At 72.4% G+C, this 13,310-nt stretch carries 13 protein-coding genes; 10 read left to right on the top strand and 3 right to left on the bottom strand.

Annotated elements, in window-relative coordinates; genetic code table 11:
* The first annotated feature begins 2 nt into the window (after positions 1 to 2).
* From ACZ66Z_RS26840 to ACZ66Z_RS26820, 5 genes are all read left to right on the top strand, one after another.
* Positions 3 to 692, top strand: coding sequence for a glycerophosphodiester phosphodiesterase (locus tag ACZ66Z_RS26840; protein ID WP_469937919.1), 690 nt, complete (start codon positions 3 to 5; stop codon positions 690 to 692).
* Positions 689 to 1,474, top strand: a complete 786-nt coding sequence (locus ACZ66Z_RS26835; RefSeq protein ID WP_469937918.1) for an SAM-dependent methyltransferase — start codon at positions 689 to 691, stop codon at positions 1,472 to 1,474. The genes ACZ66Z_RS26840 and ACZ66Z_RS26835 overlap by 4 nt, the downstream gene beginning before the upstream one ends.
* Positions 1,474 to 2,628, top strand: coding sequence for a sensor histidine kinase (locus ACZ66Z_RS26830; RefSeq protein ID WP_469937917.1), 1,155 nt, complete (start codon positions 1,474 to 1,476; stop codon positions 2,626 to 2,628). The genes ACZ66Z_RS26835 and ACZ66Z_RS26830 overlap by 1 nt, the downstream gene beginning before the upstream one ends.
* Positions 2,625 to 3,329, top strand: a complete 705-nt coding sequence (locus tag ACZ66Z_RS26825; protein ID WP_469937916.1) for a response regulator — start codon at positions 2,625 to 2,627, stop codon at positions 3,327 to 3,329. The genes ACZ66Z_RS26830 and ACZ66Z_RS26825 overlap by 4 nt, the downstream gene beginning before the upstream one ends.
* Positions 3,330 to 3,425: 96 nt before the next feature.
* A complete protein-coding gene (locus tag ACZ66Z_RS26820; protein ID WP_469937915.1) occupies positions 3,426 to 4,589 on the top strand; it encodes a serine hydrolase domain-containing protein in 1,164 nt (387 codons plus the stop codon).
* On the opposite strand, the gene ACZ66Z_RS26815 is transcribed toward ACZ66Z_RS26820, so the two are convergent.
* The 3 genes from ACZ66Z_RS26815 to ACZ66Z_RS26805 form a co-directional block, all read right to left on the bottom strand.
* Positions 4,555 to 5,091: a hypothetical protein gene (locus tag ACZ66Z_RS26815; RefSeq protein ID WP_469937914.1), complete on the bottom strand. Its 537-nt coding sequence runs from the start codon at positions 5,089 to 5,091 to the stop codon at positions 4,555 to 4,557. The genes ACZ66Z_RS26820 and ACZ66Z_RS26815 overlap by 35 nt on opposite strands.
* A 77-nt stretch (positions 5,092 to 5,168) precedes the next feature.
* Positions 5,169 to 6,332: a polyamine ABC transporter substrate-binding protein gene (locus tag ACZ66Z_RS26810; RefSeq protein ID WP_469937913.1), complete on the bottom strand. Its 1,164-nt coding sequence runs from the start codon at positions 6,330 to 6,332 to the stop codon at positions 5,169 to 5,171.
* A 142-nt stretch (positions 6,333 to 6,474) separates the two neighbouring features.
* A complete protein-coding gene (locus ACZ66Z_RS26805; RefSeq protein ID WP_469937912.1) occupies positions 6,475 to 7,911 on the bottom strand; it encodes a gamma-aminobutyraldehyde dehydrogenase in 1,437 nt (478 codons plus the stop codon).
* 190 nt (positions 7,912 to 8,101) lie between these two features.
* Between ACZ66Z_RS26805 and ACZ66Z_RS26800 the strand changes: the two genes are divergently transcribed.
* The 5 genes from ACZ66Z_RS26800 (at position 8,102) to ACZ66Z_RS26780 (ending at position 13,268) form a co-directional block, all read left to right on the top strand.
* Entirely contained in the window at positions 8,102 to 8,608 is a 507-nt protein-coding gene (locus tag ACZ66Z_RS26800) for an Lrp/AsnC family transcriptional regulator (protein WP_469937911.1), read from the top strand.
* A complete protein-coding gene (locus ACZ66Z_RS26795; RefSeq protein WP_469937910.1) occupies positions 8,593 to 9,972 on the top strand; it encodes an aspartate aminotransferase family protein in 1,380 nt (459 codons plus the stop codon). Before ACZ66Z_RS26800 ends, ACZ66Z_RS26795 begins: the two co-directional genes overlap by 16 nt.
* Positions 9,973 to 10,204: 232 nt before the next feature.
* Positions 10,205 to 10,933 (top strand): ABC transporter ATP-binding protein, encoded by a 729-nt coding sequence (locus tag ACZ66Z_RS26790; RefSeq protein WP_469937909.1) that lies wholly within the window; start codon positions 10,205 to 10,207, stop codon positions 10,931 to 10,933.
* Positions 10,915 to 12,066, top strand: coding sequence for a hypothetical protein (locus ACZ66Z_RS26785; RefSeq protein WP_469937908.1), 1,152 nt, complete (start codon positions 10,915 to 10,917; stop codon positions 12,064 to 12,066). Before ACZ66Z_RS26790 ends, ACZ66Z_RS26785 begins: the two co-directional genes overlap by 19 nt.
* Positions 12,067 to 12,131: 65 nt before the next feature.
* Positions 12,132 to 13,268, top strand: coding sequence for an LOG family protein (locus ACZ66Z_RS26780; RefSeq protein WP_469937907.1), 1,137 nt, complete (start codon positions 12,132 to 12,134; stop codon positions 13,266 to 13,268).
* The last annotated feature ends 42 nt before the right edge of the window (positions 13,269 to 13,310 follow it).

Here is a 13,310-nt window from a genome sequence, read left to right as displayed (position 1 = left end):
CCATGCGCTCCGTCACTGTCGTAGGCCATCGCGGCGACCCGTACCGCGTCCGTGAGAACACGCTCCCCTCGATCGTCTCGGCGATCGAGCGGGGGGCGGACGCCGTCGAGGTCGACGTCCGGCTGACGAAGGACGGGGTGCCCGTCCTGCTCCACGACGACACCCTGAAGCGCCTGTGGGGCCACGACCGGCCGCTCGCCGGCCTCACGCACGAGCGGCTGCGCGAGCTGACGCGCGGCGAGGTGCCGACCCTCCGCGACGCGCTGCTCGTCGCCGGGGACCGCCGGCTGATGCTGGACCTGCCGGGCGGGAACGAGGAGTCGGTCCGCCGGATCGTCGGCACGGTCCGCGAGTGCGGGGCCGGGGAGCGCGTCTACTACTGCGCGGGCGCCGTCGCCATGCTCCAGGTGCGGGCCGCCGATCCGGCCGCCGAGATCGCCCTGACCTGGACCACGCTCGCCCCGCCCCGGCCGGTGCTGCTCGACGCCGTACGACCGCGGTGGCTGAACTACCGCTTCGGGCTGGTAAGTCGGGAGCTGGCCGAGCGGGTCCACCGAGACGGGCTGCTCGTCTCGACCTGGACGGCGGACACCGCGCGCACCATGCGTAAGCTGATCTTGACCGGGGTCGACGCGATCACCACGAATCGGGTCGACACCCTCGCCGCCCTGTTGCGAAAGGCTCGCGCGTGAACGACCGGATCAGGACCGACATCGCCCACAACGCCCGGGTGTGGAACTACTGGCTGGGCGGCAAGGACAACTACCCGGTGGACCGCGCGGTCGGCGACACCGTCACCGGCTTCTACCCGAGCATCGGCGAAGTGGCGCGCGCGGACCGGGCGTTCCTCGGGCGGGTGGTGACCCACCTGGCGGCCGAGGCGGGCGTCCGCCAGTTCCTGGACATCGGCACGGGCCTGCCGACCGCGGACAACACCCACGAGGTGGCGCAGCGGATCGCCCCGGACGCCCGGATCGTCTACGTCGACAACGACCCGATCGTCCTGACGCACGCCCGCGCGCTCCTGACCAGTGCGCCGGAGGGCGTCACCGAGTACGTGGACGCCGACGCCCACGACCCGGAGCGGATCGTCGCGGCGGCCGCCGGCACCCTGGACCCGTCCCGCCCGGTCGCGGTGATGATGCTCGGCATCCTCAACTTCGTCCTGGACACCGACGAGGCCCGGTCGATCGTGCGGACCCTGATGGCCGCCGTGCCCTCCGGCAGCCATCTGGTGATGACCCACCCGACGCTGGAGCCGGAGCTCGGCGGCGAGGGCAACAAGGCCGCGATGGCCTTCTGGAACGAGAACGCGACCCCGCCGATCACCGCCCGCACCCGCCAGGAGTTCGCCTCCTTCTTCGACGGCCTCGACCTCCTGGAGCCGGGCATCGTCTCCTGCTCCCGCTGGCGGCCCTCCTCCGGGGAGGCGCACGTGGTGGCGCAGTTCGGCGCGGTGGGCCGCAAGCCGTAATGGGCGTACGGGGGGACGTGCGCGGCGGGTGGGAACGGGCGCGGACCTGGGCCGCGGCGAACCCGTGGGCGGTGGACACCGGGATCGCGCTGCTGGTGCAGGCGGCGATGACGATGCCGTTCGTGGTGCCGCGCGGGCCCGAGCTCGAACCGGCGACCTGGCCGGCGTACGGCCTGACGACGCTGACCGTGGTGCCGCTGGTCTGGCGGCGGCGCGCCCCGCTCGCCGTCCTGCTGGCGATCCTGGCGGCGAGCGCGCTGTACAGGCTGGCCCTGGAGGGACCCGGGCAGCCGCTGCCGTACACCGGGCTCGTCGGCGTCTACACGATCGCCGCGCTGTCGCCGGGGTGGAAGCGGCTCGCGACGGCGGGGCTGCTGGTGGTGGCGGTGCCGGTCTCGGTGTGGCTCAACACCCAGTCGGCCCGCGAGCTCACCTTCTCCCTCTTCGTGTTCGGCGCCGCCTACGTCTTCGGCCGGCTCACGGACGCCCGGCAGCGGGCGCAGCGGGTGGAGGCCGAGCGGGCCGCGGCGCGGGAACGGGCCAGGATCGCGCGGGAGATGCACGACGTCCTGTCGCACGCGGTGAGCCTGATGGTGGTCCAGGCGGAGGCGGGCCCGGTCGCGGTGCGGGCCGCGCCGGAGCGGGCGGAGGCCGCGTTCGAGGCGATCTCGGAGACGGGCCGGGAGGCGATGGTCCAACTGCGATGGATGCTGGGACTGCTGCGCGAGGGCGGCGAGACGACGGCCCCGCGGGAGCCGCAGCCGGACCTGGCGGACCTCCCCGGACTCCTGGAGCGGGTGCGGGCCGGCGGTCTGGCCGTCGGGTACGCGACAGAGGGCGGGGTGCGGGCGCTGCCCGCGGCCACCGGGGCGAGCGTCTACCGGATCGTGCAGGAGGCGCTGACGAACGTGGTGAAGCACGCGCGGGCCCGCACGGTCGACGTGCGGCTCGCCCACGCCGACGGCGTCCTGCGGGTCACGGTGACCGACGACGGGCGCGGCCCGCAGGGCGGTCCGGGCGGGCACGGTCTGACGGGCGTCCGGGAGCGGGCCGCCGCGCACGGCGGGACGGCGGAGACGGGCCCGGGTCCGGGCGGCCGGGGATTCGAGGTGCGGGTCCTGCTGCCCGTGCCGCGTACGGAGGTGGGGACATGACGATCCGGGTGGTGGTCGCGGACGACCAGGAACTGGTGCGCAGCGGCTTCGCGATGATCCTGGACGCGCAGCCGGACATCGAGGTGGTGGCGGAGGCCGGGGACGGGGCGGAGGCCGTCGAGGCGGTGCGGCGGCTGGCGCCGGACGTGGCGCTGCTCGACATCCGGATGCCCCGGACGGACGGCATCGAGGCCTGCCGGGCGATCGGCGCGGAGTCCGGCTGCCGGACGGTGATGCTGACGACCTTCGACACCGACGCGTACGTGTACGAGGCGCTGCACGCGGGCGCGAGCGGTTTCCTCCTCAAGGACGTGCGGCGGGACGACCTCGTGCACGCGGTGCGGGTGGTGGCGGCGGGCGACTCGCTCCTCGCCCCGTCCGTGGCGCGGCGGCTCGTGGAGCAGTACACGGCGGGCGGGCCGCGCAGGACCGATCCCCGGCTCGGCGTCCTCACCGCGCGGGAGCGCGAGACCCTGCTGCTGCTCGCCCGGGGTCTGTCGAACGCGGAGATCGCGGCGGAGCTGGTGGTCAGCGACCACACGGTGAAGACGCACGTGGGCAACGTGCTGGCCAAACTGGGGCTGCGGGACCGCATCCAGGCGGTGATCTGCGCGTACGAGACGGGTCTGGTCGCGGCGGGCTCTCCCCCGCCCGGGGGAGGCGCGGGCACCGGTCCCTCCCCCGCGCCGGGGAGGAACTGACCCGCCGAGGACCGCCGGTGCGGGCGATCCGCCGGTCGCCGCCGGTCAGCAGGATGGAGCCGTCGAGAACAACGTCTCACACCACCGGAGTTGACCATGCGGAAGTCCACCCGCGCCCTGATCGCCGCCGCCCTGGTCCTGGGCGTCGCCGCCGGCCCCGCGCTCACCCCCGCCTTCGCCGTCACGTCCCGGTCCGCCGCGCGGGCCTCGGCGCCCGACCTGTCGGCGGTGATCGCGGGCCTCCCCCGCGCCGACGCGACGGCCGCGCTGGTCCGGATCGGCGGCACCGAGGGCTCCTGGCGGGGCAGCGCGGGCGTGCACGACCTGGGGACGAACGCCCCGGCGGACCCGGCCGCCCGCTTCCGGGCCGGTTCGGTGACGAAGGTGTTCACGGCGACGACCGTCCTCCAACTGGCCGCGGAGGGCCGGATCGATCTGGACCGGCCGGCCCGCGCGTACCTCCCGGACCTGATCCCCGGGCACTACGCCCGGGTGACCGTGCGTCAGCTCCTGAACCACACCCACGGCATCCCGGCCGCCGACATGCCGGGCGAGACGGTCGAGGAGTGGTACGCGAACCGCTTCGTCGTCCACACCCCGGAGGAGATGGTCCGCTCGGCGACGGCGCAGCCGCGCGAGTTCCGGCCGGGCACGAAGCAGCACTACCTGAACATCGGGTACACGATCGCGGCCCTGATCGTGGAGCGGGTCACGGGCGACTCGTACGAGCACCAGGTGGAGCGGCGGATCCTGCGGCCGCTGGGGCTGCGGGACACGTACTTCCCGGGCGCGGACCCGGAGATCACCGGCCCGTACAACCACGGCTACCAGACGATGAGGCTCGACGACGGCACGACGGGCCTGCGGGACGTCTCGGTGTGGGGGACGACGGACGGCTGGGCGGCGGGGGACCTCGTCTCGACCACCGCCGACCTGGAGCGCTTCATCCGCGTCCTGTTCGCGGGAGGTGTGGTGCGCGGTCCGCTCCTGGAGGAGATGTTCACGCTCCCGAAGGTCCCCGACCTCGGGACCGGCCACCCGGCCGCGTACTCCGTCGGCCTGTCGATGAAGCGGCTCGGCGGCCGGGAGGTGTGGGGCAAGACGGGTGGCCGCTGGGGGTACAACACGGCCGTCGCCTCGACCCGCGACGGCGCCCGCACGCTCGTCTACAGCGTCAACTCCACCGACGCCAAGGGCCAGGACATGAATCCGACGGCCCTGCGCCTCATGCTGGCGACATTCGGTACGCCGTCGGAGTGAGCGCCTCCAGTCTCTTGATCATCCGGCGGACGTGGAGCAGCGGCAGGACGCCGATGACGCCGAACGACATGTCGACGACCGACCACCAGAAGGGGATGTCCCGGATCGGCCCGCAGATCAGGGCCAGCGGGATGATGCCGGCGCAGGCGATCATGCCGAACTCGACGACCCAGACGTTGCGGACGGGGTCGCGGTAGGGGCCGTGGAAGGCGACCGCGATGACGAGGTGGGCGAAGGCGAGCCAGTCGGTGCCGTAGAGCAGGTACGGGGCCTGCCGGTCGGCGGCGGCGACCCCCTCCCGCACCCGGTGGATCCACTCGGCGAGGCCCGGGAACAGGTCGGCCACGGGCGAGGCCCAGCCGGCCAGGGCGGAGTCGAGGAGGCGGAGTTCGGTGACGAGCGGGAAGGCGGTGGCCCCGCTCAGGACCAGGCAGACGACGAAGACGATCAGCCAGACGCGGATGTGCCGGAGAAGGGCTCTCGGCCCGTTCGTGTCGCTCATGGGGCCAGCGTACGCCCTTCTTGAACGCGTTCAGAACTCAGGGGCGATATTTTTTGAGCGCGTTCAAGAAGGGGGGTTCACAGTCCGACGATCGCGTTCCACCGCTTCGCGAACTCCTGGCGCTCCTCGGTGCTGATGTCCCGGGCGATGGCGAGCCGGCCGCGCATGTCGGCGTCCGGGAAGATCAGCGGGTCCTCGGCGAGCGCCACGAGCTCCTCGTCGCCGGAGTCCGCGAGGACGTCCCGCGCGGCCGGCACGGGGCAGACGTAGTTGACCCAGGCGGCGAGTCCGGCGGCGACCTCGGGCTCGTAGTAGTAGTCGACGAGCTTCTCGGCGTTGGACTTGTGCCGGGCGAGGTTGGGCACCATGAGGGACTCGGCCCACAGTTCGGCGCCCTCCTCGGGGACGACGAACTCGATGTCCGGGTTGTCGGCCTGGAGCTGGATGACGTCGCCGGAGTACGCCTGACAGGCGAGGACGTCGCCGGTGGACAGGTCCTTGATGTAGTCGTTCCCGGTGAAGCGCCGGACGTGCTTCTTCCGGACGAGCCCCTCGATCTGCTCGCACAGGCCGTGGAAGTCGTCGCCGGTCCACTTGGTCACGTCGACGCCCCTGCCCAGCATCAGCAGGGCGAAGGACTCGTCGAGCCCGGACAGCAGGGTGACCTTGCCGCGCAGGTCGTCGGCCCACAGCTCCTCGGTGGAGCGCAGCTCCCGGCCGAGCTTCTTCCGGTTGTACGCGATGCCGGTGATCCCGGACTGCCAGGGCACGCTGTGCAGCCGGCCGGGGTCGAAGGCGGGCGAGTTCAGCTGCGGGTCGAGGTGCTGCGCGACGTTCGGCTGGGCGGCGCGGTCCATCTCCTGGACCCAGCCGAGGCGGACGAAGCGGGCGGCCATCCAGTCGCTGACGACGATCAGATCGCGCCCGGTCTCCTGGTGGTTCATCAGGGACGGACTGATCTTGCCGAAGAACTCGTCGTTGTCGTTGATCTCCTCGGTGTACCGGACGGAGATCCCGGTCCGCTTCCGGAAGGCGTCGAGGGTCGGCCGCTTCGACGTGTCGTCGTCATCGGTGTCGATGTACAGCGGCCAGTTGGCGAAGTCGAGCGTCCGGTCGCGCGCCGAGAGGTCCCGGCCGGCCCGGTCGCCCTCCTCGACGTAGGCGGCGGGGACCCCGCACCCGGCGAGCAGGGCCCCGGCCCCGGCACCGCCGATGCCGCGCAGCAGGGACCGGCGGGACATGTGTTTCCTGGCTGTCGCTCTCACCCCAGCAGCATTCCGGCCCACCGCGACCTGCGGCAATGGACGGTCCGTCGAGCGACGGCGCGCGGCCCCGACACCCTGTCGATCAAGGTGTCGGGGCCGCGCGGGGTCCGGGGCGGGATCAGCCCAGGGAGGTCATGACGTGCTTGATGCGCGTGTAGTCCTCGAAGCCGTAGGCGGAGAGGTCCTTGCCGTAGCCGGACTTCTTGTAGCCGCCGTGGGGCATCTCGGCGACGAGCGGGATGTGGGTGTTGATCCACACGCAGCCGAAGTCGAGGGACTTGGACATGCGCATCGCGCGCGCGTGGTCCTTGGTCCAGACGGAGGAGGCGAGGGCGTACTCGACGCCGTTCGCGAACTCCAGGGCCTGGGCCTCGTCCGTGAAGGACTGGACGGTGATGACCGGGCCGAAGACCTCGTTCTGCACGATCTCGTCGTCCTGCTTGAGGCCGGAGACGACGGTCGGGGCGTAGAAGTAGCCCTTGTCGCCGACGCGGTGACCGCCGGCCTCGACCTTGGCGTGGGCCGGGAGGCGGTCGATGAAGCCGGCGACCTGCTTCAGCTGGTTGGCGTTGTTGAGCGGGCCGTACAGCACGTCCTCGTCGTCCGGCTGGCCGGTCTTCGTCTCGGCGGCGGCCTTGGCGAGGGCGGCGACGAACTCGTCGTGGATGGCCTCGTGCACGAGGACGCGGGTCGCGGCCGTGCAGTCCTGGCCGGCGTTGAAGAAGCCGGCGACCGAGATGTCCTCGACGGCCTTGTCGATGTCGGTGTCCTCGAAGACGACGACCGGGGCCTTGCCGCCCAGCTCCAGGTGGACGCGCTTGACGTCCTTGGCCGCCGACTCGGCGACCTGCATGCCGGCGCGGACCGAGCCGGTGATGGAGGCCATCGCCGGGGTCGGGTGCTCGACCATGGCCTTGCCCGTCTCGCGGTCGCCGCAGACGACGTTGAAGACGCCCTTGGGGACGATCTGACCGATGATCTCGGCCATCAGGACGGTCGACGCGGGGGTCGTGTCCGAGGGCTTGAGGACGACGGTGTTGCCCGCGGCGAGCGCCGGGGCGAACTTCCACACGGCCATCATCATCGGGTAGTTCCACGGCGCGACCTGCGCGCAGACGCCGACCGGCTCGCGGCGGACGATGGAGGTCATGCCCTCCATGTACTCGCCGGCCGAGCGGCCCTCGAGCAGCCGGGCGGCACCGGCGAAGAAGCGGATCTGGTCCACCATCGGCGGGATCTCTTCGCTGGCGGTGAGGGCGACCGGCTTGCCGGTGTTCTCGACCTCGGCGGCGATGAGCTCCTCGGCGCGCTCCTCGAAGGCGTCCGCGATCTTGAGGAGCACCTTCTGGCGCTCGGACGGCGTGCTGTCACGCCAGGCGGGGAAGGCGGCCGCGGCGGCCTCCATGGCGGCGTCGACGTCGGCCTGCCCGGAAAGCGGGGAGGTGGCGTACACCTCGCCGGTGGCCGGGTTGACCACGTCGATGGTGCGGCCGTCGGCCGCGTCGCGGAACTCCCCGTTGATGTAGTTACGCAGCCGGCGCAGCTCGGTGGTCACTTGCCACCCCTCCTGTCACGTTCTGTCTTCGCACATCCTTGTGCGGTGTCCCGATGGGCGAGACACCCCAGCCTAATCGCTTCACTGACGCTTTCAACAGCCCTGACCCCCCTCAACTTCGGATTCGGTGAGATCCGGAGCTCTTCACAACGAATTTCATCAGTCCGGGCTTGCACGACTGACAATCTCGGTGCACAGTGAAGGCGTGGCCAGTCGAAGCACAGACTCCAGAACCGGAACCGGTTCGTCCCCGACGATCGACGCCGTCTCCCTGGCGATCATCAAGCAGCTCCAGGAGGACGGTCGCCGTCCCTACGCCGCCATCGGAAAGGCCGTCGGCCTCTCCGAAGCGGCCGTGAGACAGCGCGTCCAGAAGCTGCTCGACCAGGGCGTCATGCAGATCGTCGCCGTCACCGACCCCCTCACCGTGGGGTTCCGACGGCAGGCGATGGTCGGCATCAACGTCGAGGGTGACCTGGATCCGGTCGCGGAGGCACTGACGGCCATGGCCGAGTGCGAGTACGTGGTGATGACCGCGGGCTCCTTCGATCTGATGGTGGAGATCGTCTGCGAGGACGACGATCACCTGCTGGATGTGATCAACAAGCGCATCCGCACCCTTCCCGGCGTGCGCTCCACCGAGAGCTTCGTCTACCTCAAGCTCAAGAAGCAGACCTATATGTGGGGAACTCGATAACCGTGACCCAGGACCTCTCCAAGACCGCGTACGACCACCTGTGGATGCACTTCACCCGCATGTCGTCGTACGAGAACTCGCCCGTTCCCACCATCGTGCGTGGTGAGGGCACCTACATCTTCGACGACAAGGGCAAGCGCTACCTCGACGGTCTCGCGGGTCTCTTCGTGGTCAACGCCGGACACGGCCGCCAGGAGCTGGCCGAGGTCGCGTACAAGCAGGCCCAGGAGCTCGCGTTCTTCCCCGTGTGGTCGTACGCGCACCCCAAGGCCGTCGAGCTCGCCGAGCGCCTCGCGAACTACGCGCCGGGCGACCTCAACAAGGTCTTCTTCACCACCGGTGGCGGCGAGGCCGTCGAGACCGCCTGGAAGCTCGCCAAGCAGTACTTCAAGCTGCAGGGCAAGCACACCAAGTACAAGGTCATCTCGCGTGCGGTCGCCTACCACGGCACCCCGCAGGGCGCCCTGTCCATCACCGGCCTGCCGGCCCTCAAGGCCCCCTTCGAGCCGCTGGTCCCCGGCGCGCACAAGGTGCCGAACACCAACATCTACCGCGCCCCGATCCACGGCGACGACCCCGAGGCCTTCGGCCGCTGGGCCGCCGACCAGATCGAGCAGCAGATCCTCTTCGAGGGCCCCGACACCGTCGCGGCCGTCTTCCTGGAGCCGGTGCAGAACGCCGGCGGCTGCTTCCCGCCGCCGCCCGGCTACTTCCAGCGCGTCCGCGAGATCTGCGACCAGTACGACGTGCTGCTCGTCTCGGACGAGACGATCTGTGCCTTCGGCCGCCTCGGCACGATGTTCGCCTGTGACAAGTTCGGCTACGTGCCGGACATGATCACCTGCGCCAAGGGCATGACCTCGGGCTACTCCCCGATCGGCGCCTGCATCGTCTCGGACCGCATCGCGGAGCCGTTCTACAAGGGCGACAACACCTTCCTGCACGGCTACACCTTCGGCGGCCACCCGGTCTCCTCGGCCGTGGCCCTGGCGAACCTCGACATCTTCGACAAGGAGGGCCTGAACCAGCACGTGCTGGACCAGGAGGGCAACTTCTTCTCGACGCTGCAGAAGCTGCACGACCTGCCGATCGTCGGCGACGTCCGCGGCAACGGCTTCTTCTACGGCATCGAGCTCGTCAAGGACAAGGTCACCAAGGAGTCCTTCAACGACGACGAGGTGGAGCGCGTCCTGTACGGCTTCCTCTCCAAGGCGCTGTACGACAACGGTCTGTACTGCCGCGCCGACGACCGTGGCGACCCGGTCATCCAGCTGGCCCCGCCGCTGATCGCCGACCAGTCCACGTTCGACGAGATCGAGCAGATCCTCCGCGCCACCCTCACCGAGGCGTGGACGAAGCTCTGATCGACAGCGAGCATCACGCCGCCCTCACGGCGTGACCCCACGGCCCGGGCGTGCCGCCATCCGAGTGGATGGCGGCGGCCCGGGCCGTGTGCTGTCCGTACAACCGGATATGGATCCTTACGGTGCCGAGTGACCGACAGGCCCGTCCCTTCGTTCCCCCGGACGGGGGCAGGGCCTGATCCGCAGGACAGGCCCTCAGCGAGTATCGGATCCGATCATCGAGGTGTACGCGATGGCCCCACCGGACAACGACGTGCTCTGGGCGCGTTCCCTGCACTGCTCCCTGGGCGGTTCGGAGGCGCTCAGCGGCGTCTCCCTCGGCGTCCGCGAGGGCGAGATCCTCGCCGTCGTCGGCCCCCGCGGCAGCGGCAAGACCACCCTCCTGCGCTGCCTCTCCGGCCAGCTCGTCGCCCAGGAGGGCGAGGTCTGGTTCAACAGCGGCCCCGTGCACACCCTGGGCCCCGCCCAGCGCGAACGGCTCCGGCGCGACCGCTTCGGCTGGATCGACCCCGAGCCCGGCCTCGTCCCCGAGCTCACCGGCTGGGAGAACGCCGCCCTGCCGCTGCTGCTCCGCGGAACCTCCCACCGGGCCGCGAAGACCGCCGCCCTGGAGTGGCTGGAGCGCCTCGACATCGGCGGCTGCGCCCGCAAGCGGCCGCACGCCCTCACCCAGTCCCAGCGCCAGCGCATCGCGATCGCCCGCGCCCTGGTCACCACCCCGTCGGTCCTCTTCGCCGACGAACCGACCGCCACCCTGCACCGGGCCGACGGCGCGCAGGTCCTGCGCACCCTCACGGCCGCGGCCCGCTCGCACGACATCACCGTGCTCCTCGCCACCCACGACGGCGAGGTCGCGGCGCTCGCCGACCGTGCCGTCACCCTCCTCGACGGACGCAGGGTCGCCGCCGTACCCCCGGCGTCAGGGGCGGAGGGCGTCGCGGCGTGCTCGCTCTCCGTCTAGCCCGCGGGACCCACCCCCTCGTCCTGACGCGCCGGCTCCTCGTCGCCGCCGCGGCCGCGGGGGTGGGCTTCCTCCTGCTCTGCACCCTCGGATACGCCGTCGGGCACCCCGACCGGTCCTCGGCCTCCGTGCTGCGGCTGCTCTGGTGCGCCCTGCCGCTCGCCGCCACCGTCCAGTTCGCCGTCGCCGTGGCCCGCACCGACCCCAGCACCCGGCCGCGCCCCGGGCTCTCCGCCGTCGGCCTCGGCCCCGCCCGGCTCACGGCGATCGCCGCCGCCTCGACGGCCGTCGCCTGCACGCTCGGCTCCACGGTCGCGCTCCTGTTCTACCTGCACCTGCGCGGCGACATCACGGGCCTGCCCTTCGACGGGGCGGCCGCCGGGCTCCTCGCCGCCGACCAGCCGGTCCCCCTCGCGGCCGCCCTCACCCTGCTCGCCGTCCTGCCGGTCGCCGCCGCCACGGCGGCCGGCCTGGCGCTGCGGCCCCGCACCGCGCCCGCCGCGCCGGAGGGCGCCGAGAGGACGACGCCGTCCGGACTGCCCTGGGGGGTCGCCCTGGTCGCGGTCGGCCTCGCGGTCGAGACGTACGCGAGCCGGAGCGGTTCCGGGAGCGGCCTCCCGCTGCCGGGAGGCTTCGACGGCAACCCCGCGGGCGTCCTCGCCGGCTGGGTCCTCACCGCCGCGGGCCTCGCCCTGGCCGGCCCGGGCATCGCGCACGGCTGCGGGCGGCTCCTCCAGGCCGTCCGGCCCGGCGCCGCCCGGCTGCTCGCGGGCCGCGTCCTGATGGACGAGTCCCGCCGCATCGGCCGACCGCTCGGGGTGGTCAGCGCGGTGCTCTCCGGAACCCTCGCGGCGGCGGAGCTGTACGCGGCGGACGGGGGCTCCGAGGCCTTCGGCCCGCTCACCGGCCTCGGCGCGGCCCTGATCCTGGCCTGCACCACCGCCACCCTCCTGACCGCCGCGCTGGAGTCCCGGCAGGGCCGCGCCCACACCACCGAGGCGCTCCTGCGCATCGGCGCCCCACCCACCGTCCTGCGCACGGCGGCCCTGCTGCGCGCCGGCGCGCTGCTCGCCGTCTTCCTCCCGCTGACCTGGGCGGTCGCGGAACTGGCCGCCCTGCCGCTGAAGGGCTGAACCCGGCCCGGCCGGCAAGGCACCCCCCAGGGGCCGCCCCCCGCGGCGGCCCCTATCGTGGGCCCATGGCGACGCTCCCCCCGGCACACCGCCCGCCCGGACCGCGCGGGCACGGCCGCGAGATCCACACCCTCGCCGAGTTCGACGCGGCGCTCGCCCGGCCCGGCTCGCTCGCCGGCCGGCGGATCCAGTCGGTCGACCTCACCGACCGGACCTTCGCCCTGCTCACCGCCGTCGGCACCGACGCCGTCTTCCTCGGCTGCCCCATGGAGCCGGAGGCCGCCGCCAAGGTCCGCGCCGACGGGGCCCTCGTCTTCCCGCCCGTCCCCGAACTGCCCTTCGACCCCTACCGGGCACGGCTCTACACGCCCGAGGAGCTCTTCGAGGGGATCGCCGACGCCGGGTACCAGGGGACGCCGGACGCGCGTACGTACGCCTGGTTCGGCCGGACCAGGGCCGACGGCGACATCCTCTCCTCGATGCTCCGCTCCCTGCACGACGACGCCGTCTCCGACGCCCTCGACGAACTCCTCGAAGGGTCCCGGGTCGTCGGCGTCATGGGCGGGCACGCGACGGGCCGGGGCACGGAGGCGTACGCGGGTGCGGCCCGGCTCGGCAGGACCCTGGCCCGCGCCGGGCTGACCGTGGCGACCGGCGGCGGACCGGGCGCGATGGAGGCGGCGAACCTCGGCGCGTACCTCGCCCCCTTCGACGACGCGGCCCTCGCCTCCTCGCTCGACCTGCTCGCCCGGGTCCCCTCCTTCACCCCCTCGGTGACGGACTGGGCCCGCGCCGCCTTCGCGGTCCGGGCCCGGTGGCCGGGCGGCGGGGACTCGGTCGGCATCCCCACCTGGTTCTACGGCCACGAGCCGCCGAACCCCTTCGCCGGCCGCATCGCCAAGTACTTCGCCAACGCCACCCGTGAGGACGGGCTCCTCGCCCGCTCGACGGCGGGCGTCGTCTTCCTGCCGGGCGCGGCGGGCACGGTCCAGGAGATCTTCGACGACGCGACCCCGAACTACTACGGGTCCCGGGGCGCGCCGACCCCGATGGTCCTGGTGGACCGCTCCCACTGGACCACCCGCCTCCCGGTCTGGCCCCTCCTGGAGGCCCTCGCCGCCGACCGCCCGATGGCGGCCCGGATCGCCCTGGTGGACTCGATCGACGAGGCCCCGGAGGCACTGGAACGCCTCGGGAAGTAACCGCCTCCCGCACAGGGCCGCCGGGCCGCCCGCGCCTGCCGG

It is taken from the genome of Streptomyces sp. NPDC107498 (genome assembly GCF_055582805.1).
Note: the sequence above shows the minus strand (reverse complement) of the source record. Positions and strands in the feature narration are given on the sequence as shown.

Coding starts and splice junctions, on each gene's coding strand:
- ACZ66Z_RS26790 (WP_469937909.1), top strand. CDS start 10,205: ATGGCCCCACCGGACAACGACGTGCTCTGGGCGCGTTCCCTGCACTGC.
- ACZ66Z_RS26830 (WP_469937917.1), top strand. CDS start 1,474: ATGGGCGTACGGGGGGACGTGCGCGGCGGGTGGGAACGGGCGCGGACC.
- ACZ66Z_RS26810 (WP_469937913.1), bottom strand. CDS start 6,332: ATGTCCCGCCGGTCCCTGCTGCGCGGCATCGGCGGTGCCGGGGCCGGG.
- ACZ66Z_RS26825 (WP_469937916.1), top strand. CDS start 2,625: ATGACGATCCGGGTGGTGGTCGCGGACGACCAGGAACTGGTGCGCAGC.
- ACZ66Z_RS26820 (WP_469937915.1), top strand. CDS start 3,426: ATGCGGAAGTCCACCCGCGCCCTGATCGCCGCCGCCCTGGTCCTGGGC.
- ACZ66Z_RS26815 (WP_469937914.1), bottom strand. CDS start 5,091: ATGAGCGACACGAACGGGCCGAGAGCCCTTCTCCGGCACATCCGCGTC.
- ACZ66Z_RS26780 (WP_469937907.1), top strand. CDS start 12,132: ATGGCGACGCTCCCCCCGGCACACCGCCCGCCCGGACCGCGCGGGCAC.
- ACZ66Z_RS26840 (WP_469937919.1), top strand. CDS start 3: ATGCGCTCCGTCACTGTCGTAGGCCATCGCGGCGACCCGTACCGCGTC.